This is a genomic window from Parasphingorhabdus sp. (assembly GCF_041748495.1).
Taxonomy (GTDB): Bacteria; Pseudomonadota; Alphaproteobacteria; order Sphingomonadales; family Sphingomonadaceae; genus Parasphingorhabdus.
In genome coordinates, this window is the sequence record NZ_JBGTDD010000015.1 from 1 (window position 1) to 18748 (window position 18748).

At 61.7% G+C, this 18748-nt stretch carries 17 protein-coding genes; 7 read left to right on the forward strand and 10 right to left on the reverse strand.

What is annotated here, in order from left to right:
• From ACEW8J_RS01295 to ACEW8J_RS01315, 5 genes are all read left to right on the forward strand, one after another.
• On the forward strand, positions 1-937 hold a 937-nt coding region (locus tag ACEW8J_RS01295), incomplete at its 5' end, for a murein hydrolase activator EnvC (RefSeq protein WP_373489821.1).
• 132 nt (positions 938-1069) lie between these two features.
• Complete coding sequence (locus ACEW8J_RS01300) at positions 1070-2434, forward strand: S41 family peptidase (RefSeq protein WP_373489822.1); 1365 nt, start codon at positions 1070-1072, stop codon at positions 2432-2434.
• A 9-nt stretch (positions 2435-2443) separates the two neighbouring features.
• Positions 2444-2920, forward strand: coding sequence for a disulfide bond formation protein B (locus ACEW8J_RS01305; RefSeq protein ID WP_373489823.1), 477 nt, complete (start codon positions 2444-2446; stop codon positions 2918-2920).
• A 2-nt stretch (positions 2921-2922) separates the two neighbouring features.
• Entirely contained in the window at positions 2923-3462 is a 540-nt protein-coding gene (locus ACEW8J_RS01310) for a demethoxyubiquinone hydroxylase family protein (RefSeq protein ID WP_373489824.1), read from the forward strand.
• A gap of 53 nt (positions 3463-3515) precedes the next feature.
• Complete coding sequence (locus ACEW8J_RS01315) at positions 3516-4139, forward strand: hypothetical protein (RefSeq protein ID WP_373489825.1); 624 nt, start codon at positions 3516-3518, stop codon at positions 4137-4139.
• Between the two features lie 13 nt (positions 4140-4152).
• Here the strand turns inward: ACEW8J_RS01315 and ACEW8J_RS01320 are convergent, their stop codons facing one another.
• From ACEW8J_RS01320 to ACEW8J_RS01330, 3 genes are read right to left on the reverse strand one after another with little or no spacing between them, the layout of a single operon-like run.
• Positions 4153-5925 carry a DUF885 family protein gene (locus tag ACEW8J_RS01320; protein ID WP_373489826.1) on the reverse strand — a complete coding sequence of 591 codons (1773 nt, stop codon included), beginning with the start codon at positions 5923-5925 and terminating at the stop codon, positions 4153-4155.
• Positions 5926-5980: 55 nt separating this feature from the next.
• Entirely contained in the window at positions 5981-7495 is a 1515-nt protein-coding gene (locus ACEW8J_RS01325; RefSeq protein ID WP_373489827.1) for a PH domain-containing protein, read from the reverse strand.
• Positions 7492-7998 (reverse strand): PH domain-containing protein, encoded by a 507-nt coding sequence (locus ACEW8J_RS01330; protein ID WP_373489828.1) that lies wholly within the window; start codon positions 7996-7998, stop codon positions 7492-7494. Before ACEW8J_RS01330 ends, ACEW8J_RS01325 begins: the two co-directional genes overlap by 4 nt.
• A gap of 136 nt (positions 7999-8134) precedes the next feature.
• Here ACEW8J_RS01330 and ACEW8J_RS01335 point away from each other — a divergent pair, with 136 nt between their 5' ends.
• Positions 8135-8350, forward strand: a complete 216-nt coding sequence (locus tag ACEW8J_RS01335; RefSeq protein ID WP_373489829.1) for a dodecin — start codon at positions 8135-8137, stop codon at positions 8348-8350.
• Positions 8351-8361: 11 nt separating this feature from the next.
• Here the strand turns inward: ACEW8J_RS01335 and ACEW8J_RS01340 are convergent, their stop codons facing one another.
• Both ACEW8J_RS01340 and ACEW8J_RS01345 read right to left on the reverse strand, forming a co-directional pair.
• The gene (locus ACEW8J_RS01340; RefSeq protein WP_373489830.1) at positions 8362-9366 is read right to left on the reverse strand and encodes an NAD(P)H-dependent flavin oxidoreductase; all 1005 of its coding nucleotides are present in this window, start codon (positions 9364-9366) and stop codon (positions 8362-8364) included.
• A 109-nt stretch (positions 9367-9475) separates the two neighbouring features.
• A complete protein-coding gene (locus ACEW8J_RS01345) occupies positions 9476-10741 on the reverse strand; it encodes an aspartate kinase (RefSeq protein WP_373489831.1) in 1266 nt (421 codons plus the stop codon).
• A 68-nt stretch (positions 10742-10809) separates the two neighbouring features.
• On the opposite strand from ACEW8J_RS01345, the gene ubiG reads away from it, so the two are divergent.
• Positions 10810-11541: a bifunctional 2-polyprenyl-6-hydroxyphenol methylase/3-demethylubiquinol 3-O-methyltransferase UbiG gene (gene ubiG, locus ACEW8J_RS01350; protein ID WP_373489832.1), complete on the forward strand. Its 732-nt coding sequence runs from the start codon at positions 10810-10812 to the stop codon at positions 11539-11541.
• Between the two features lie 16 nt (positions 11542-11557).
• Here the strand turns inward: ubiG and ACEW8J_RS01355 are convergent, their stop codons facing one another.
• The 5 genes from ACEW8J_RS01355 to ACEW8J_RS01375 form a co-directional block, all read right to left on the reverse strand.
• Entirely contained in the window at positions 11558-12229 is a 672-nt protein-coding gene (locus ACEW8J_RS01355; RefSeq protein ID WP_373489833.1) for a glutathione S-transferase family protein, read from the reverse strand.
• 88 nt (positions 12230-12317) lie between these two features.
• The gene (gene gltB / locus ACEW8J_RS01360) at positions 12318-16844 is read right to left on the reverse strand and encodes a glutamate synthase large subunit (protein WP_373489834.1); all 4527 of its coding nucleotides are present in this window, start codon (positions 16842-16844) and stop codon (positions 12318-12320) included.
• Complete coding sequence (locus tag ACEW8J_RS01365; protein ID WP_373489835.1) at positions 16841-17596, reverse strand: hypothetical protein; 756 nt, start codon at positions 17594-17596, stop codon at positions 16841-16843. The genes gltB and ACEW8J_RS01365 overlap by 4 nt, the downstream gene beginning before the upstream one ends.
• Before the next feature lie 78 nt (positions 17597-17674).
• Positions 17675-18415 carry a DUF2059 domain-containing protein gene (locus tag ACEW8J_RS01370; RefSeq protein WP_373489836.1) on the reverse strand — a complete coding sequence of 247 codons (741 nt, stop codon included), beginning with the start codon at positions 18413-18415 and terminating at the stop codon, positions 17675-17677.
• Positions 18412-18748 (reverse strand): FAD-dependent oxidoreductase (locus tag ACEW8J_RS01375; RefSeq protein ID WP_373489837.1); only part of this gene is annotated, 337 nt, incomplete at its 5' end. The genes ACEW8J_RS01370 and ACEW8J_RS01375, both read right to left, overlap by 4 nt.

Below are 18748 nucleotides of genomic sequence, written 5' to 3' on the forward strand. Positions count from 1 at the left end.
CAGGGCCGCACGGACCCGGATCGCGATTGTCGCCCGGTTGCAGCAGCAGCAACGCGCGCGCCTCGCCGAACGGCAGGGCCCGATGATCCGGCTGACGGCGGCGCTGCAGATGATGACCCGCAAGCCCACGGCCCTGGCGCTGGTCGAACCGCGCTCACTCGACGAACTCATCTATATGCGCTCGATTCTCTCCGCCGTGATGCCGGAAATCGAACGGCGGACCGCCAGCCTGCGCGATGAGGTCAGGCAGGGGGAACAGCTCCGGCTGCAGGCCGCGCGGGCGATTGCGTCGCTCGATGAAAGTCAGCGCCGACTGGCCGAACGGCGGCGGCAACTGGCCGGTCTCGAAGCCAGCGAACGGATTGAAGCCGCTCAGTTTTCCAGCGATGCCGGCATCGAACAGGAGCAGGCGCTGGCGCTTGGCGAGGAAGCGCGCGACATCATGGATCTGATGGACCAGATTCAAGAGAGCGGAGCGGTCCGCGAATCGCTCGCGCGACTGGATGGCCCGGTTTTGCGGCCCGGCCAGGGGCAGGAAACAGCGCCGCGCCGGTCGCGACAGATTGGCGATGTTGCCGCTGCCTATCGCTTGCCGGTGATCGGCGAAATCGTCACCGGCTTGGGCGAGATTTCCGGCAGCGGTTATCGCTCGCGGGGCCTTACCATCGCGGTGGATCCCGGCGCCCAGATTGTCGCGCCGGCGGCGGGGCGCGTGGCTTATGCCGGCCGCTACCGGGGCTATGGCAATATCCTGATCATCGAACATGAATCCGGCTGGACCAGTCTGATCACCAATATGGCAACGAGCAGCGTCGCGGTCGGTGACCAGCTGGTGCAGGGTGAACCGGTCGGACAGTCGGGGACCAATGCCCCGACCGTCACCGTCGAACTCCGCCGCCGCGGCCGCCCGATCGATATCGCGGCCTTGATTGGCTGACCAGGGCCGGGATAAAATGACTTGAAAATCGCTGTTCGTCGAAGGTTTCCGTCATTATTGGTTAAGCTGCTTTGCTTTAGAGACGATTCCAGCCTATATTTGGCCGTGTTACAGACCGACAGGATATGATTGATGAAAAAGCCCGTATTGCAAGCCGCCGCTCTGGTTCTGACCGTCGCGCTTCTGCCCGCCACGACTTCGGCCATTTCCGCTGTGGATGCCAATACCTATCGCGAGATGGAGCAGTTCATGAGCGTCTTTGACCGGGTGCGGAATGATTATGTCGACCAGGTCGATGATGCCGACCTGATCAAGGGCGCGATTCAGGGCATGCTGTCGAGCCTGGATCCACACAGCAGTTTTCTGGATGTCCGGGATTTTGAAAATTTGCGGACCCAGACCGATGGCAATTACGGCGGCCTGGGTCTTTCGGTAACGCTGGAGGACGGGGCCGTGAAGGTCATCGCGCCGTTCAAGGATACACCGGCTGACCTGGCAGGGGTGAAGGCGGGCGACTATATCACCCATATTGATGGCCAGCTGATCTATGGCGGGACGCTCGATGAAGCGGTCGCGGAGATGCGCGGCAAGCCCGGTGAGCCGATCACCATCACCATCGTTCGTCCCGGTCGCGACAAGCCATTCGATCTGTCGATGAAACGGGCGATCATCGATCTCAAGCCGGTCACCTGGGAGGTCAAGGACCAGATCGGCGTGATCAGCATCAACAGCTTCTCGACCGAGACCGGTGCCGATGTTGCGGCCGCGATCGTCGGCATTGAAAAGTCGCTGGGCAGGAAACCGTTGGGCTATGTGCTGGATATGCGGTCCAATCCGGGCGGCCTGCTCGACGAAGCGGTGTCGGTGTCCGATGTCTTCCTGTCGCGCGGTGAAATCGTTTCGCAGCGCGGCCGCGAGAAGTCCGATATCGAGCGCTATTTCGCCAAGACCGGCGATGCCGCCGAAGGCTTGCCGATCATCGTCCTGATCGACGCGGGTTCGGCCTCGGCGTCGGAAATCGTCGCTGGTGCCCTGCAGGATCATCACCGCGCCCTGATCATGGGCGAACGCAGCTTCGGCAAGGGTTCGGTGCAGACGCTGCTGCCGCTGTCCAACGACAGCGCGCTGCGGCTGACCACCGCGCGCTATTACACGCCATCGGGCAAGTCGGTGCAGGAAGGCGGGATTGAACCCGACATCAATGTGCCGCAATTGTCCGATCCGGATTACAAGGTCCGGCCAAGGTTCCGGGAATCCGATTTGCGCCGTCATCTGATCAACGAGATCAAACTGAAAGATGAGCTGCTGGAAGAAGATACCAAGGATGATCCGCGCTTCACCCAGACCGCCGAAGAATTGAAAGAACTGGGCGTGGAAGACTTCCAGTTGCATTATGCGCTGCAAACCATTGGCCGCCTCGGCCCCGATGGACTGAAGCTGGCGATGAACAAGGCGGCGAACAAATCCGCCAGGAAAACGGCGGTGGCGAAAAACTAGGGTCGTCGGATGATATCGATTCGCACCGCTGGCTGGCTGGCCTTGCTGCTGCCCGCCGCCTTGCTCGGCGGTGCGCTGATCGGCGAATATGGTTTTGGCCTCTATCCCTGCGAAATGTGCATGTGGCAAAGATGGCCGCATCTCGCCGCGATCGTCTTTGCCCTGCTTGCCCTTTTTATGCGGTCGAGCCCCCGGTCGATACCGCTGGTGGTTGCCGCGGCCCTGTCGATTCTGGCCAGCGGACTGATCGGCGGCTTTCACGCCGGGGTCGAATATGGCTGGTGGGAAGGATTGACCTCCTGTGCGACCAATATCCCCGCGGGCGGTGACCTGCTCGATTCGATCATGAACGCGCCGCTGGTCCGCTGCGATGTCGCGCCCTGGTCCCTGTTCGGGATATCGCTGGCGGGCTATAATTTTCTCTTGTCAGCAGGCGGTGCCATCCTCATCTTGCTCTTGGCGGCAAAAGGCCGAAGGAGCGCTTGAGCATGGCTGAGACAAAATTGGGACAGACACGAGCCGATATCGCCTCGATGATCCGGGTCAACCAGGCTGGCGAATATGGCGCGGCGCAAATCTACAAGGGCCAGCTGGCGGTGATGGGCGACAATGCGCCGCACAGCAGCGCCATTCACCATATGGCCGAGCAGGAGCAACGCCATCTCGACGCCTTTGACCAGATGATCGTGGATCGCGGGGTTCGGCCCACGGTGCTGCAACCCTTCTGGAAAATGGCCGGCTATGCGCTTGGCGCGACCACGGCGGCGCTTGGCCCCCGGGCCGCGATGGCCTGTACCGCAGCGGTCGAAACCGAAATCGACGAGCATTATCGGGAACAGCTCGAAGCGCTCGAAACCGAAGATGATCCCGAGCTGACCCGTATGATTGCGGAGTTTCGCGAAGAGGAATTGGAGCATAAGGCTACCGCCATTGCATCGGGAGCGGAAGACGCGCCCGGCTATCCGGTTCTCAGCGCGGCTATCCGGCTGGGCTGCCGGGTGGCAATCGGACTGTCGAAACGAATCTAGGGAGCGTGGCCCGCTTCAGCACCGGTTCAGATCGGTGCGGACAAAGGAATGATATGATGAACAAATTTCTGCTCTCCGCCGCCGCGCTGTCAGGCGCTGGCTTGTTGGCCTTCCCGGCTCAGGCCCAGGATCAGCCGGGTGACCGGGTCAACCAGCTGGTCATTTACGGTGACGACGCCTGTCCGCAGAGCAGCGCCGAAGAAATTGTCGTCTGCGCGCGCAAGGATGAGGGCGAGCGGTACCGCATACCCGAAACCCTGCGCGGTGGTGAACTGGGCGAGGCCGGGAATCAGGCCTGGTCGGAGCGGGTCCGCTCCTACGAATATGTCGGTGCCGGCGGAACCAACAGCTGTTCGCCGACCGGACCGGGCGGATTCACCGGCTGCACCCAGCAATTGCTGCGCCAGGCCTATGCCGAAAAAGGTATTGATGACACGGTCAACTGGGGACAGCTGATCGAAGAGGAACGGCAGGCCCGCCTATCCCGCATTGATTCCGAAGCCGATGCGGTGGAAGAACGGCTGCTGGAAATCGAAGCCCAGCGCGAAGTCCGGGAAGCCGCCGCCGAAGCCGCCCGGGAACGGCTCGATGCCAAGGACGCCGATGCCCTGAAAGCCACCAATGATCTGGCCGTTCCGCCGGGAGCGGATGAGACACCCGGACCCGACGATCAGTGATCAGCCCGATTTTCTAGCCCGCCTTTTTCGCTTCAATCCACCGGTTCACCTGCGCCTCGAGCATATCCAGCGGCACCGCGCCTTGGCCGAGCACGACATCGTGAAACTCGCGCAGGTCAAACCGGTCACCCAGTTCGCTGGTCGCCTTGGTGCGTAGCGCGCGGATCTTCAGCTCGCCCATCTTGTAGGCCAGCGCCTGACCTGGCCAGCTGATATAGCGGTTCACCTCCGCCTCGATATTGGCGGTGCTGAGCGCCGTGTTATCGGTCATGAAATCAATCGCGCGCTGCTTGCTCCAGCCCTTGCTGTGGATGCCGGTGTCGACCACCAGCCGCGTCGCGCGCCACATTTCATAGGACAGCCGCCCCATATTCTTGGCCGGCGTGTCATAAAGTTCCATCTCGATACCAAGCCGCTCCGCATAGAGCCCCCAGCCTTCCACAAAGGCGGTAAAAAACGCGCCATGCTTGCGGAAGTCCGGCATGTCCAGTTCCTGCTGCAGCGCGATCTGCTGATGGTGGCCGGGCACCGCCTCGTGCACGCTCAGCGCCGGGATTTCCCAGAACGGCCGCTGGTCGAGCTTCGAGGTATTGACGTAGTAGAAGCCGGCAATGCCGACATCCGGGGAACCGGGATTATAATAAGCGGTGGTCGTGCCCTCCGCCGTCTCCGCCGGAATTTCCTTGAGACCATAAGGCAGGCGCGCCAGCTTGCCGATGATCGATGGCATCTTGCCGTCGATCATCTTGGTCACCCGGGCGACCTGCTCCATCAGCTCCTCGGGTGTCTTGGCATAATATTGCGGATCGGTCCGCAGATGCTCGATAAACGCCTCGCGCGTGTCATAGCCGGCCTCCTTGGCAACGGCCACCATCTCGGCGCGGATCCGGGCCACTTCGCTCAGCCCGATCTGGTGAATCTCGTCGGCACTCTGGTCGGTGGTGGTCATCTGGCGGATGCGGAAATCATAATATCCCGCTCCCCCGGGCTGTGCCGACACGCCGGGCTGCTTGGCACAGTTCGGCGCATAATCGGCCATATACCAGTCGAGATGCTTCTGCACCGCCGGGTTGATCACGGTGCTGATCGTGTCCGCCGCTTCATCCGCCAGGCGGGCGAATGTCGCGTCGTCGATATTCTCGGGCCGCTTGCGGGCGAACGGCTGGTAGAAGCGCGAGTCCTTCGCATCATCGGTCAGCAAGCCGGAAATACTGGTTTCATAACCGACCATCGAGGCGCAGGGCTGGACAAAGCCGCCGGCCAGCGCCTGGTTGGCGACCGCGATCGACTGGTCATTGACCTGCGCATATTGCTTCATCCGGTTGATATAGGTCCGGTAGTCCTGTGCGTTGCGGAACGGCAGATTGTTCTGCATCGTGGCAAAGCCCTGGTGCCAGCCGCCGCGATTGGTAAAATTGATCGCCCGCTGGCCAAAGCTGTTTGCCTCTATCTGCTCGGCCAGCGACCGGCGCAGGATGCCATGATTGGTCTTGTCATCCTCGCTCAGCGTCGCGGTATCGATCGCGTCCAGCCGCGCCAGCCAGGCCCTGGCCTTGGCCACCCTCTGGTCTTCGGCTTCCAGACTGGCATCGCTGACCCGGCCGATCGGATCGTCGACCCCCAGCGAGGAGGCAAATTCGGGATATTGTTCCAGCTGATAGGACCAATAGTCATCAATCACCGAATGCAGCGCTTCTGATTTCGGCTGCATCGCCGATTGCGCGATGGCCGAGGTGCTGGCCAGCAATATCAGCGGCAGGAATGGGGCTAGACGTGACTTTTTCATTTCAGACTCTCCGGAAATATCATTGGCAACTATCGAGGATATCTGGCGGGCATAGTCAAGGGTGAACTTGCTGGCCAATCAGCTCTGTCCGCAAATCCATCGCCCGGGCCAGATCAATATCCCTGATCGCCAGCGGCCGCACCGCTGACCCGCCAGCGATACCGATGGTGACCGTGGCCAGCCCCAGCGGATGATCGAGCGGCGACTGGCTGACGTCCACCGTCTGGATCTTGCGCCGCGGCAGGATCGTCAGTCGCCGCCGCCACCAGCCGGAGCGGACAAACAATTGCCGGTCGGTCAGCGCATAGCGATGGTGCCGCCAGTCGAGGAACAGGATTGCGGCAACCGGCAGCGCCAGCAATATCACGGCGTAAAAGCCTTGATGCAGGAAGGTCCCGTTACCCAAGGCAACAGCGGCGAAGATCAGCGCGGCAAAGATCGCCCGCCGCCACCAGAAGGCCGCGTTGACCGGCTGAAAGTCCAGATCCGGCGTCGCCGGGTCGATCTTGCATTCTGCCAATATCGGGTCAATCTCGGCCAGCGTTGCGTGGGGCGCAGCGCTATGGTCGCTGTCGCCGCCGGCATCTTCGGCCAGCGATGTGAACTTCAGATGATACCAGCCGAAACGCGCGCGCACCGGTCCGGTCTGCAGGATTGCCGCCTGCACCCGGTGGATCGGCATCACCATGTCGGTCAGGGTGAACAGCCCGCGCCGCCGCCGGAATCCCGGCTGTCCGCTGTCGACCTTGTCGAGGCGGAAACCATATTCGCGAACAAAGGTCCGGACGATGCCGCTGACCAGCCCGACGGTGATCAGCGCCAGGAGCGCGGCCAGCCCGCCACCAATCCGCGCCCAGAAACTGAAACCGTCGATGGCTTCCCGGCCCGGCAAAACGGTCAGCCAATGGCGCGGATCGAAAAAATCATCGGGCAGCAGAAAATCGAGATTCTGGGCGATGGCCCCCAGTATCGCCAGCAGCACGAAGGAAAAATTGAACAATCCGGCGATCAGCAGGCGGCGATTGTCCATCGCGAATATCGGCGGCGCTTCGGCGCTGGCCAATGCGCCCTCGGCCGGCATCACATCCTCACGCAACCCGGCCTTATAGTCACGGATGGTGTCGCGCAGTATCTCGGCATCTGTCCGCGCCAGTGCATCGAGCTGGCCGTCTTCACCGCCGCCGGAACCGGTTTCCAGCGTGACCGTGGCAAGGCCAAGCAACCGGCTGATCAGCTTCTGCTCGAGGCTGACGTCCTGAATCCGGTCGAACGGGATCGATCGGTTGTTGCGGTTGAGCAGTCCGCTCTTGATCCGGATTTCCTTGGGCGTCACCTGATAGGTGAAGCGCGACCAGATCAGCGCGGTCACCCCGACGACCAGCGTGATCAGCGCCGCCGCGGCAAGCCCGCTATAGACGAAATTCTGGTCGAGCAGGCTGAAATGGAGAACGATGATGGCAAAGAGATTCCGGCCCAGCGTGCTCATGGATCGCAGGATGATGCTGAGCGGGTGCAGGCGCTGAAACGGGGCGCTCTGGTCCGGCGCCGGGCTGGCGAACGCGTCGTTCATATCATGTCTTGGCGGATATGATCCTTGATCGTCTCGCGCATGGTCTCGGCATCACCGGTGGCCAGGCCGGGCAGGGTGACGATGCTGTTATGCGTGCCGGCCGTGTGCACGATCAGGGTCGACAATCCGAACAGGCGCTGCAGCGGGCCCTGCGCCACATCGATATGCTGGATCCGGTTGAACGGGACGATCGTATCGGTGCGCCAGAGAAAACCGCGCAGCACCCGCAATTGCTCGTCGCCCATGTCATAGCCCCAGCGGCGGTAGATGCGGCCGGGCAGGACCACCACCATCATCAGAGCGAACAGGGCAACGGGGATCAGGATGAAGCCCGGCGTCGTCCCCAGCTGAATCTGGAGCACGATCTCTGCCGCCAGTCCCAGTGCCAGCAGAATCAGCGCCCTGATGATGATGTTGATCCGGATCAGATTCTTTTGCGGCGGGTGCAGCGGCGTCAGCCCCTGATTATAAGGACGCAGCGGCTCGTCTGAATCAGGCTCCACGGGAACCATCTGGGGTGGTTGTTCGTTCATTCCTGGAGTTGTGAACCAACTGTATGACGGATGCAAGACGGCTTCGCCTGTTGTCGTGCTATACTGGTCGCCTGAACGATTCGAAAAGCAGCAAAAGGAAATTTCCATGGACGATAATGTGTACAAGATCACCGAAGTCGTGGGCAGCTCGTCAAAGTCGATAGAAGACGCCATCGAAAAGGCAGTCGCCCGGACCGCAGAGACGGTCAAGGATCTCGGCTGGTTCGAAGTCACCGATACCCGCGGGCATATTGTCGATGGCAAGGTCGCTCATTACCAGGTCTCCCTGCGCATCGGCTTCACCCATCATCCGACCGCCTGATTCCGCCGCTGTTAGCGCGCCAGAGCTACCTCGGCCTCATCGATCAGGGATTTGATGATTTCGGCCACCGATTCCTCGGCCTTGACCATGCCGACCGACTGACCGGCCATGACGCTGCCATGTTCGATGTCACCATCGATCACCGCCTTGCGCAGCGCGCCGGCCCAGAAATGCTCGATCTGCAGCTGCGCTTCCCCCATTTCAATGGCACCGGAGTCGAGCAATTTGGCAACCTCGATCTGTTTGCGGGTAAATTCTTCCGTGCCCTTGTTCTTCAGCGCGCGGACCGGGATCACCGGCAGCCGCGGATCGACCTGGACGCTGGTGATCGCGTCGCGCGCATTGCCGCGGATGAATGCCTTCTTGAAATCGGGATGGGCGATGGATTCATGCGCGCAGACAAAGCGCGTGCCCAGCTGGACGCCGCTGGCGCCCATTTCCAGATAGGCCGCGATCATGCCGCCGGTGCCGATGCCGCCGGCGACAAACACCGGTAGCTGCCCGGCAATCTCCGGCAATATTTCCTGCGCCAGCACCGACGTCGACACCGGCCCGATATGGCCGCCGGCCTCCATGCCTTCGATGACGATGGCATCGACGCCCGAACGGACGAATTTCTTGGCCAGCGCCATGGCCGGGGCAAAGCAGATCACCTTGGCGCCGGTTGCCTTGATCGCTTCCAGACTGCCCTTGGGCGGCAGGCCGCCGGCGAGCACAACATGGGTCACCTTGTGTTTGCCGCAGATCGCGATCAGCGCCATCAGATCCGGATGCATGGTGATCAGATTGACCCCGAACGGCTTGTCGGTGCGTTTCATCGTTTCGGCAATTTCGGTGTCGAGCAATTCCGGCGTCATCGCGCCGCAGGCGATCACGCCAAAGCCGCCCGCGTTGGAAATCGCGCTGACCAGATAGCGCTCCGACACCCAGGACATCGCGCCGCACATGATCGCGGTTTCGCAGCCGAGAAAATCGGTACCGCGTTGCATGAGATGCTGGAGTTTGGATTGGGTCATTTAATCTCTTTCAAAAGACCTCTCCCCTTCAGGGGAGATGGTTGGGAGAGGGGAAAGTTCATCAGGACTTCCGCTCACTTGATCCCTCTCCGGACAGGGAGGGGGTGAATCAGGCCGCGTCTTCCGCATCCAGCCCGTAGGCGGTGTGCAGCACGCGCAGCGCCAGTTCGGTATAATCTTCCTCGATCAGCACGCTGACCTTGATCTCCGAGGTGGTGATCGCCTGGATATTCACCCCACGCTCCGCCAGCGCCTTGAACATGGTCGCCGCGATACCGGCATGGCTCTTCATGCCGACACCGACGACCGATATTTTCGCGACGTTGCTGTCGGGGATCAGCCGGTTATAGCCGATATTCGCCTTGGCCCCGTCCAGAACCTGGATCGCCCGGTCGAGATCGGCGCTGGGCACGGTGAAGGTCACGTCGGTCTCGCCTTTCTCGCGACCGACATTCTGGATGATCATGTCGACATTGATCGCCGCCTCGGCGAGCGGCGCAAAAATATTGGCGACCGCACCCGGCCGGTCGGGCACGCGGGTGAGGGTGATCTTGGATTCATTCTTGTCATGGGCGATGCCGGTAATCAGCTGGCTTTCCATATCGTCTGTCTCCATTTCATCTTCGCTGATGATCATTGTTCCGGGCAGGTCGTCGGCGACCGGCGCGCCCTCTTCGGTAAAGGAAGACAATACCTGGATGCGGACGCCTTCCTTCATTGCCAGGCCAACGGACCGGGTCTGCAAAACCTTGGCGCCGACGCTGGCCAGTTCCAGCATTTCCTCGAACGTCACGGTCTTCAGCTTGCGCGCGCGGGTGACAATGCGCGGGTCGCTGGTATAGACGCCGTCGACATCGGTATAGATATCGCAGCGATCGGCCTTGACCGCTGCGGCAATGGCGACCGCGCTGGTATCGGATCCGCCGCGTCCCAGCGTCGTGATCCGGCCCGCTTCGCTGATTCCCTGAAAGCCGGGGATGATCGCGATCTCGCCGCTTTGCATGGCTGCCGTCAGTTCCGCTCCGTCGATAGAATCGATCCGCGCCTTGCTGTGCGCTTCGACCGTGCGGATCGGCATCTGCCAGCCAAGCCAGCTGCGCGCCTTGGCGCCCAGGGATTGCAGGGCGATGGCCAGCAGGCCGGACGTCACCTGTTCACCGGAGGCCACGACCACGTCATATTCCGCCGGATCATAGAGCGAACTGGCCTCGCGGCAGAAGTTGACCAGCCGGTCGGTATCGCCGGCCATGGCGGATACAACCACCGCCACTTCATGGCCGGCATCCGCCTGCTGCTTGACGATCTGCGCCACCCGCCGGATGCGGTCGATTCCGGCCATCGAGGTGCCGCCAAATTTCATCACGATACGTGCCATGCTGCTGTCGGTAAAACTTTCGATAAAAAGGGCCTGAACAGGATTGAAAAGCCTGATAAAGAGGGGGCATGACAAAGGCAAGTAGCAGCACGATCAAGCCCGAAGAAGCCGCGCATTTCGGTGCATTGGCTGCGGATTGGTGGGATCCCCGCGGGTCTTCGGCCATGCTGCACCGGCTGAATCCGGTGCGTCTGGGCTATATCAGGGACGCGGTCGACCTACATTTTCACTGCGACAGCAGCCTGTTAAAACCGCTAGCCGGGAAAAAGGCGCTGGACGTCGGCTGCGGCGCGGGCCTGCTGTGTGAACCGCTGGCCCGGCTCGGCGCGCGCGTCACCGGCCTCGATGCCGCACCGGAAAATATCGCGGCGGCGCAGGCCCATGCCGCACCGCAGGCGCTCGCCATCGACTATCGCAGCGAGGCGATCGAGGATTTTGCCGACCGCGGCTTTGACCTGGTGACCTCGCTGGAAGTGATCGAACATGTCGATGACCCGCAGACCTTCGTCGCCGGACTGGCCCGCGCCCTGGCCGATGACGGCCTGATGATCATCTCCACCCCCAATCGCACCGCCTTGTCAAATCTGATGCTGGTCGAACTGGCCGAACTGACCGGACGAATCCCGCGCGGTACCCATCATCACGAGCAATTCATCACACCCGATGAGCTGGAAAAAATGCTGGACGAGGCGGGGCTGCGGGTGATTGATACCAGCGGCATCACCTATAGTCCGGCGAGCGGCTTTTCGATCTCCGACAACCTGGCGCTCAACTATCTGATGACGGTGGTCCGCGCCTGACGGCCAGCGGCAGGGGCTAGAAGTCGACCTTCTCGTAATGCGCCGGCGGCGCGATCACTTCCATCCGTTCGGATAGCAGGGGCCGGAACGACGGGCGCGACTTGAACATCGCATACCAGGCCTTGGTCTGTTCATGGCCGGCCCAGTCGATCGCACCGAGATAATCCGCTACCGAAATCTGCGCCGCTGCGGCAAGATCGGCAAGGCTCATCGTCGCTCCGGCCAGCCAGCTGCGATGGTCGATCAGATAGTCGATATAGTCGAGATGGACATTCGCCCGGCGCATCGCCTCGCGCAGCACCTTGGCATCGGGCGGTTCGCGCCGGACCAGCCTTTTGTGCATCCGCTCGTGCAGCATCGGCGCGGTGACATCGCCGTAAAATTGTTCGTCAAACCAGGCGACCAGCCGCCGGATCTCGGCCCGGTTCACCGCCGTGCCATTGATCATCGGCGTCTTTTCGACGGTTTCCTCGATATATTCGCAAATCGCCACGCTATCGACCAGACAGATATCCCGCTCGGCATGGGTCATCACCGGCGTGCGGCCGGTCGGGTTGATCGACAGAAATTCGTCGCGCTGATCCCAGGGCGATTCGCGGATAACCTCATAGCCAACCGACTTCTCGCCCAGCAGCAAGCGGACTTTGCGGGAAAACGGACATAGGGGAAACTGGTACAACTGCCACATAAGCAACGCTTAATCCCGATTGGACCCGGGGGGAAGGGGCTTGATCGAGCGGGTGGCAGATATTGTGCCGGCTGGTCGGCGGGAGCGGTCACTCCGCCGCCTCGATCGCATCTCTATCCGATAGCGGATGCGCGATCCGGCTGACCATCTCCTTCGGGCAGACCTGCCAGAAACGGCCGCGCCAGCGGTCCCAGTCGCGCAGGATCGACTCCGACCATTTGCTGTCGGTGGTCTGCTGATGCCGCTGGACCAGCCCGAGCAGCCGCTCCTCCCAGTAAGCGCTGTCGAGCCGCTGCCAGACGATGCTCTCGCCATTGGCCATCCGCTCGAAATCGTCTGCCGTGTCGAGCACGAAGGCCATGCCGCCGGTCATCCCGGCCCCGAAATTATGGCCCACCGGCCCGAGGATCACCGCCTGGCCGCCGGTCATATATTCGCAGCCATTGGCGCCGCAGCCCTCGACCACGACATCGGCGCCGCTGTTGCGCACCGCGAACCGCTCGCCGGCCTGGCCTGCTGCATAAAGCTGCCCCGCGGTCGCGCCATAGAGCACGGTATTGCCGATGATCGTATTGTCCTGGCTGACCAGCGGCGAGCTGACCATCGGCCGGACCACGATCTTGCCGCCGCACAGGCCCTTGCCGACATAGTCATTGGCATCGCCGAATATTTCCAGCGTGATCCCCTGACAGAGAAAGGCTCCGAGCGATTGCCCCGCCGACCCGCGCAGGCGGATATGGACATGATCCTCGTTGAGCACGCTCATCCCGTATTTCGCGGTGATCTCGGCCGAGAAGCGCGTGCCGACGGCGCGGTGGGTGTTGCGCACCGTGTAGGTCAGCTGCATCTTCTCGCGCCGCTCGAACACCGGCCGGGCATCGTCGATCATCTCCGCGTCGAGACTGTCCGGCACCTCGTTGCGCGGCGTGTCGAGATGGAAGCTGCGCTCGCTGTCCTTGGCATCGACCTTGGCGAGGATCGGGTTGAGATCGAGATCATCGAGATGCTCGGCCCCGCGGCTGACCTGGCGCAGCAGCTCGGTCCGCCCGATAATCTCGCTCAGCGACCGATAGCCCAGCCGCGCCAGTATCTCGCGCACCTCCTCGGCCATATAGGTCATCAGGTTGATCACCTTTTCCGGCGTCCCGGTAAACTTTTCGCGCAGCCGCTCGTCCTGCACGCAGACCCCGACCGGGCAGGTGTTGCTGTGGCACTGGCGCACCATGATGCAGCCCATCGCCACCAGGCTGAGCGTGCCGATGCCAAATTCCTCGGCCCCGAGAATCGCGGCGATGACAATATCGCGCCCGGTCTTCAGCCCGCCATCAGTGCGCAGCTTGACCCGGTGGCGCAGGCCGTTGAGGGTCAGCACCTGGTTGGCTTCGCTCAGTCCCATTTCCCACGGTGTGCCGGCAAATTTGATCGAGGTTTGCGGCGAGGCGCCGGTGCCGCCGGTATTGCCGGAGATCAGGATGACATCGGCATGGGCCTTGGCCACGCCGGCGGCGATCGTGCCGATCCCGGCCGACGACACCAGCTTGACGCAGACCTGCGCGCGCGGATTGATCTGCTTCAGGTCATAGATCAGCTGGGCCAGATCCTCGATCGAATAGATGTCGTGATGCGGCGGCGGCGAGATCAAAGTCACGCCGGGCGTCGAATGGCGCAGCTTGGCGATAAATTCGGTGACCTTGAAGCCGGGAAGCTGGCCGCCCTCGCCCGGCTTGGCGCCCTGCGCCACCTTGATTTCAATCTCTTCGCAGGCGCCGAGATATTCCGATGTCACGCCAAAGCGGCCGGAGGCGACCTGCTTGATCGGGCTCGAGGCATTGTCGCCATTTTCAAACGGCGTGTAGCGGCGCTTCTCCTCGCCGCCTTCGCCGGACACGGATTTCGCGCCGATCCGGTTCATCGCGATCGCCAGCGTCTCGTGCGCCTCGGGGCTGAGCGCGCCGAGGCTCATGCCGGGCGTGTTGAACCGCTTGCGGACTTCGGTGATCGCCTCGACCTCGTCGATCGGCACCGGTACCGGCGCATAGTTGAACTCCATCAGGTCACGCAGGTAGATCGGCTCCAGCTCGCGCACGCCCTGCGAGAATTGCAGATAGGAGGAATAGCTGTCATGCGCGACCGCGGTCTGCAGCAGGTGCATCAGATGGGCGCTATAGGCATGGGCCTCGCCGCCGTCGCGCTGCTTGTAGAAACCGCCGACCGGCAGGCGCACCACCGCCGGTTCAAAGGCCGCCGCATGTTTTTCCAGCGCATTGATGAACAATGAGGCATAGCCTTCGCCGGATATTTTCGTCGGCATGCCGGGGAACAGGTCGTTGCACAGCGCGCGCGACAGGCCGACCGCTTCGAAATTATAGCCGCCGCGATAACTGGAAATCACGGCAATGCCCATTTTCGCCATGATCTTCAGCAGGCCGTCATCGACCGCCTTCTTGTGCCGCTCGAGACAGTCCTCGAGCGAGAGATCATCGAAGAGACCGCGCGCCTGGCGGTCGGCTATCGCCGCTTCCGCCATATAGGCGTTGACCGTGGTCGCGCCGACTCCGATCAGCACCGCATAGCAATGGGTGTCGAGACATTCTGCCGCCCGGACATTGACCGAGGCGTAGGAGCGCAGGCCCTTGCGGACCAGATGGGTGTGCACCGCCGCGGTCGCGATCACCATCGATATCGCCATCCGCTGTTCGTCAATAGCGACATCGGTGAGGAAAATCTCGGTCTTGCCGGCGCGCACCGCCTGTTCCGCCTCGGCCCGGATCCGGGCCAGCGCATCGCGCAATTCGATGGCGCCGCCGCTGGTCCGCATGGTGCAGTCAATCTCGGCCACGGCATCGCCAAAACCGCGTTTCAGCCGTTCCCACATCGCGCAACTGAGCACCGGACTTTCCAGCACCATGACATCTTCATTCTGGCTGTCCTGTTCCAGGATATTGGCCAGATTGGAAAAGCGCGTGCGCAGGCTCATTACATGGCGTTCGCGCAGACTGTCGATCGGCGGGTTGGTGACCTGGGAAAAATTCTGCCGGAAGAAATGGCTGATCTGGCGCGGCTTGGTGCTGATCACCGCCAGCGGCGTATCATCCCCCATCGACCCGACCGCTTCCTTGGCATCCTCGACCATCGGCGCGAGGATCATTTCCATATCCTCCAGCGTATGGCCGGCGGCGGTCTGCCGGCGGATCAATTGCTCCTTGGAAAAGCCCATGCCGGATCGTTCCGGCGCGGGCGGCAGGTCGTCGACGGTCAGAAATCCCTTGACCAGCTCGGCATAAGGTTCCTCGGCGGCGATCCGGTCCTTGAGCTCGCGGTCCTTGAACAGCAGGCCGGCATCCAGATCGACCGCGATCATCTGTCCGGGACCGAGACGGCCCTTCTCGATAATCTGGCTTTCGGGGACGACAACCATGCCGGATTCACTGCCGATGATCAGCAGATTGTCGGCGGTGCGCGAATAGCGTAGCGGGCGCAGCGCGTTGCGATCAACCCCGGCAACCGCCCAATGGCCATCGGTCATCGCCAGCGCCGCCGGCCCGTCCCAGGGTTCCATGACGCTGGCCATATATTCATACATTGCCTGATGCGCCGGATCGATATCGGGATCATTCTGCCAGGCCTGCGGCACCAGCATGATCTTGGCGGTCGGCGCGTCGCGGCCGGAGCGGCAGATCGTCTCGAACACCGCGTCCAGCGCTGCCGTGTCGGACGAACCCGCCGGGATCACCGGCTTGATATCCTCGCTATGGTCGCCAAAGGCCAGGCTGGCCATCTTGATCTCGTGGCTCTTCATCCAGTTCTTGTTGCCGCGGATGGTGTTGATTTCGCCATTATGGGCAAGGCAGCGGAACGGCTGCGCCAGCCACCATTGCGGGAAGGTGTTGGTCGAATAGCGCTGGTGGAAAATCGCCACCCGGCTTTCAAAGCGATCGTCGGTCAGGTCGGGATAGAAGACCGACAGCGATTCGGCCAGGAAAAGCCCCTTGTAGATGATCGAGCGGCAGGACAGGCTGCAGATATAGAAATCCTGGATCTGCGCCGCGATCACCTTTTTCTCGATCCGGCGGCGGATCAGATAGAGATTCTTCTCGAATTCGCGCGCGTCCTGCTTGTCCGGCATTGGCCCGGCAATCATGATCTGCTCGATCTCGGGCCGCGTATTCTGTGCCTTCTGGCCGATCACCGACACGTCCACCGGCACCTGCCGCCAGCCGTAGATCGTATAGCCGGCTTCGATGATTTCCGCTTCGACGATGGTCCGGCAGGATTCCTGCGCATTGAGATCGGTGCGCGGCAGAAAGATCATGCCCACCGCCAGCCGGTTGGGACGGACCCGGTGGCCGCTGTCGGCAATCGCATCGTCAAAGAAACGCTCGGGCAGGTCGACATGAATGCCGGCGCCGTCGCCGGTCATGCCATCGGCGTCGACCGCCCCCCGGTGCCAGACCGCCTTCAGCGCGTCGATGGCGGAGGCCACGACCCGGCGTGACGCCTTGCCATCGGTGGCGGCGACCAGGCCGACACCGCAGGCATCCGTTTCAAATTCCGGCCGGTACATGCCTTCGCGGGCCATGCGTTCATGCTCGGGGGTGGGAAAATGGTGGGTCATTCGCTCAGATCCAGTCCGGTAAATTCTTCTATGGTCTTGATCGTGATATTTTCGATCTCGGCGTCTTGATCCGCCACTTGCTCATTGGTCCATGCGGTCTCTATCGCCGTTGACCGCGGTTTCAGCGATTCGAACTTGGCAAAGGCAGGCGTTCTGGAAAATTGCATCAGAACCGCCTGATCCTCCAGCTCCATTGCCGAAGCGGCCATGGCGGCGCTATTCTGTCGGATGCTGTCGAGCTCGTCGCTGCTGATCTGCGATTCTGTTTCGTTGATGGCCTTCTCGATGATTTTTGACAGATCCATGTTCGATTCCATGGACGTGTTGAGGCGAGAAAACGCAGGGCTGGCGAACCATTCCGTCGCCACGGCGATCTCATTGGCGGTCATTTCTGCAGCATAGAGAGCCGCTAGGCGCTCGATCAGGGCCGGCGTGTTTTGCTCCGATTGCCGGACAGCAATCGGCAAAACCGCATCGACAATGGCTAGCGTGAGTCCGGGATATTGATTCTCCAGCTCCTGAAAACTGCCATCCTGCGCAAAGCCTTGCAAAAGCTGATGGTGCATGACTTTCTGGACGGCGGGGCTCAGCGCAACGCCGCCCACCGACAGGCTGGCCATCTGATAGGCAGCCTTGAAATGGTCCGATTGAGCGGAAGCTTCCGGTGTTGCCGGCTGGGACAGAGCCATTTGTGTCGGCACCACAGGCAGCGACAACAGGGCAATGCTCGACAAGGTTCGAAAAATATTCATGCCGTAGGCTCCTGAGCAGCAAGCGCCGGGGTCGCGATCAGCGTGCTGGCGGCGACGAGCATCACCAATCGATCCATTTTAATCTTGTTCATCGCTGCTTTCCATGCGTTTATCGAGGATGGCCTCCAGCACTTCGTCCAGTGCGACCTCTTCGCCGGAGGCATATTCATCATTCCAGTCAATCGTGATCTGATGGGTCTGCAAGGCCATGGCCTGCAGCTTGGGCAATAGCCCGCTGCGTCCCAATTCCGCCAATACTGCCTGATCTTCCGCGTTCATGGCCCCGATAGCCTTGGCAGCAGCGGCATGACTGTCCTTGACCGTCGATTCGGCGCTATATTGAAAATCTCCCGATTGCTTCATTTCTGCCATTGTGGCTTCGAAATTCATGGAATCGAGCGCGTGTGAAATCAGTTTCCTGCCGGTTGCCGAGGAATAGAAGGCGATCAGAACCGCCAGCTCGGCATCGGTGAATGTCTCGGCATAAAGCGCCGCGTGCCGCGCCTGCAAATCCGGCAGCCGCTCCCGGCTGGACTCGTTGATGATCGGCAGCATCGCCTCGGCAAACTGCTGGACGATGCCGGGATAGTCCCGCTCCATGTCCGCCATGTCGGGGTCGCTGTCGAACAGTTCCTGCATCATCTCGACCGCTCGCCGATCATCATCCGCATCGCCGATGACATTGGTCTCGCTGTGCACGATCCGCGACAGCTGCAGCGCCGGCGAGGCGACTTGCGACTCCGCCGTGGCGGGGATGGGATCGACGGCCGTGGGCTCGGGAACCATGGTCGCCAGCAACAGGGCGGTGAGAATAGTCACGCCGCCACCCTTTCCGTATCTTTCTTCGCTTTCAGAAACCGGTGCATATGCTCGGTCACATCACGGCCATCCCTGATGCCCCAGACCACCAGGCTGGCGCCTCGAACAATGTCGCCGGCGGCAAAGACGCCTTCCAGGTTGGTCATCATCGACTTGTGGTCAACGCGCAGCGTGCCCCAGCGGGTGACGCCAAGATCGGGGCAGCCGAACAGATCGGGTAGATCTTCGGCATCAAAGCCCAGCGCCTTGATCACCAGATCGGCGGGGATGGTGAAATCGCTGTCCGGCTCGACTTCCGGCGACCGGCGACCGCTGGCGTCGGGCGCGCCGAGC

Bases quoted from the DNA above. Each gene is read 5' to 3' on its own strand.
- ACEW8J_RS01365 (WP_373489835.1), bottom strand. From the start codon at position 17,596: ATGAATATTTTTCGAACCTTGTCGAGCATTGCCCTGTTGTCGCTGCCT.
- ACEW8J_RS01340 (WP_373489830.1), bottom strand. From the start codon at position 9,366: ATGACCCAATCCAAACTCCAGCATCTCATGCAACGCGGTACCGATTTT.
- ACEW8J_RS01310 (WP_373489824.1), top strand. From the start codon at position 2,923: ATGGCTGAGACAAAATTGGGACAGACACGAGCCGATATCGCCTCGATG.
- ubiG (WP_373489832.1), top strand. From the start codon at position 10,810: ATGACAAAGGCAAGTAGCAGCACGATCAAGCCCGAAGAAGCCGCGCAT.
- ACEW8J_RS01315 (WP_373489825.1), top strand. From the start codon at position 3,516: ATGATGAACAAATTTCTGCTCTCCGCCGCCGCGCTGTCAGGCGCTGGC.
- ACEW8J_RS01345 (WP_373489831.1), bottom strand. From the start codon at position 10,741: ATGGCACGTATCGTGATGAAATTTGGCGGCACCTCGATGGCCGGAATC.
- ACEW8J_RS01325 (WP_373489827.1), bottom strand. From the start codon at position 7,495: ATGAACGACGCGTTCGCCAGCCCGGCGCCGGACCAGAGCGCCCCGTTT.
- ACEW8J_RS01320 (WP_373489826.1), bottom strand. From the start codon at position 5,925: ATGAAAAAGTCACGTCTAGCCCCATTCCTGCCGCTGATATTGCTGGCC.
- ACEW8J_RS01355 (WP_373489833.1), bottom strand. From the start codon at position 12,229: ATGTGGCAGTTGTACCAGTTTCCCCTATGTCCGTTTTCCCGCAAAGTC.
- ACEW8J_RS01300 (WP_373489822.1), top strand. From the start codon at position 1,070: ATGAAAAAGCCCGTATTGCAAGCCGCCGCTCTGGTTCTGACCGTCGCG.
- ACEW8J_RS01335 (WP_373489829.1), top strand. From the start codon at position 8,135: ATGGACGATAATGTGTACAAGATCACCGAAGTCGTGGGCAGCTCGTCA.
- ACEW8J_RS01305 (WP_373489823.1), top strand. From the start codon at position 2,444: ATGATATCGATTCGCACCGCTGGCTGGCTGGCCTTGCTGCTGCCCGCC.
- gltB (WP_373489834.1), bottom strand. From the start codon at position 16,844: ATGACCCACCATTTTCCCACCCCCGAGCATGAACGCATGGCCCGCGAA.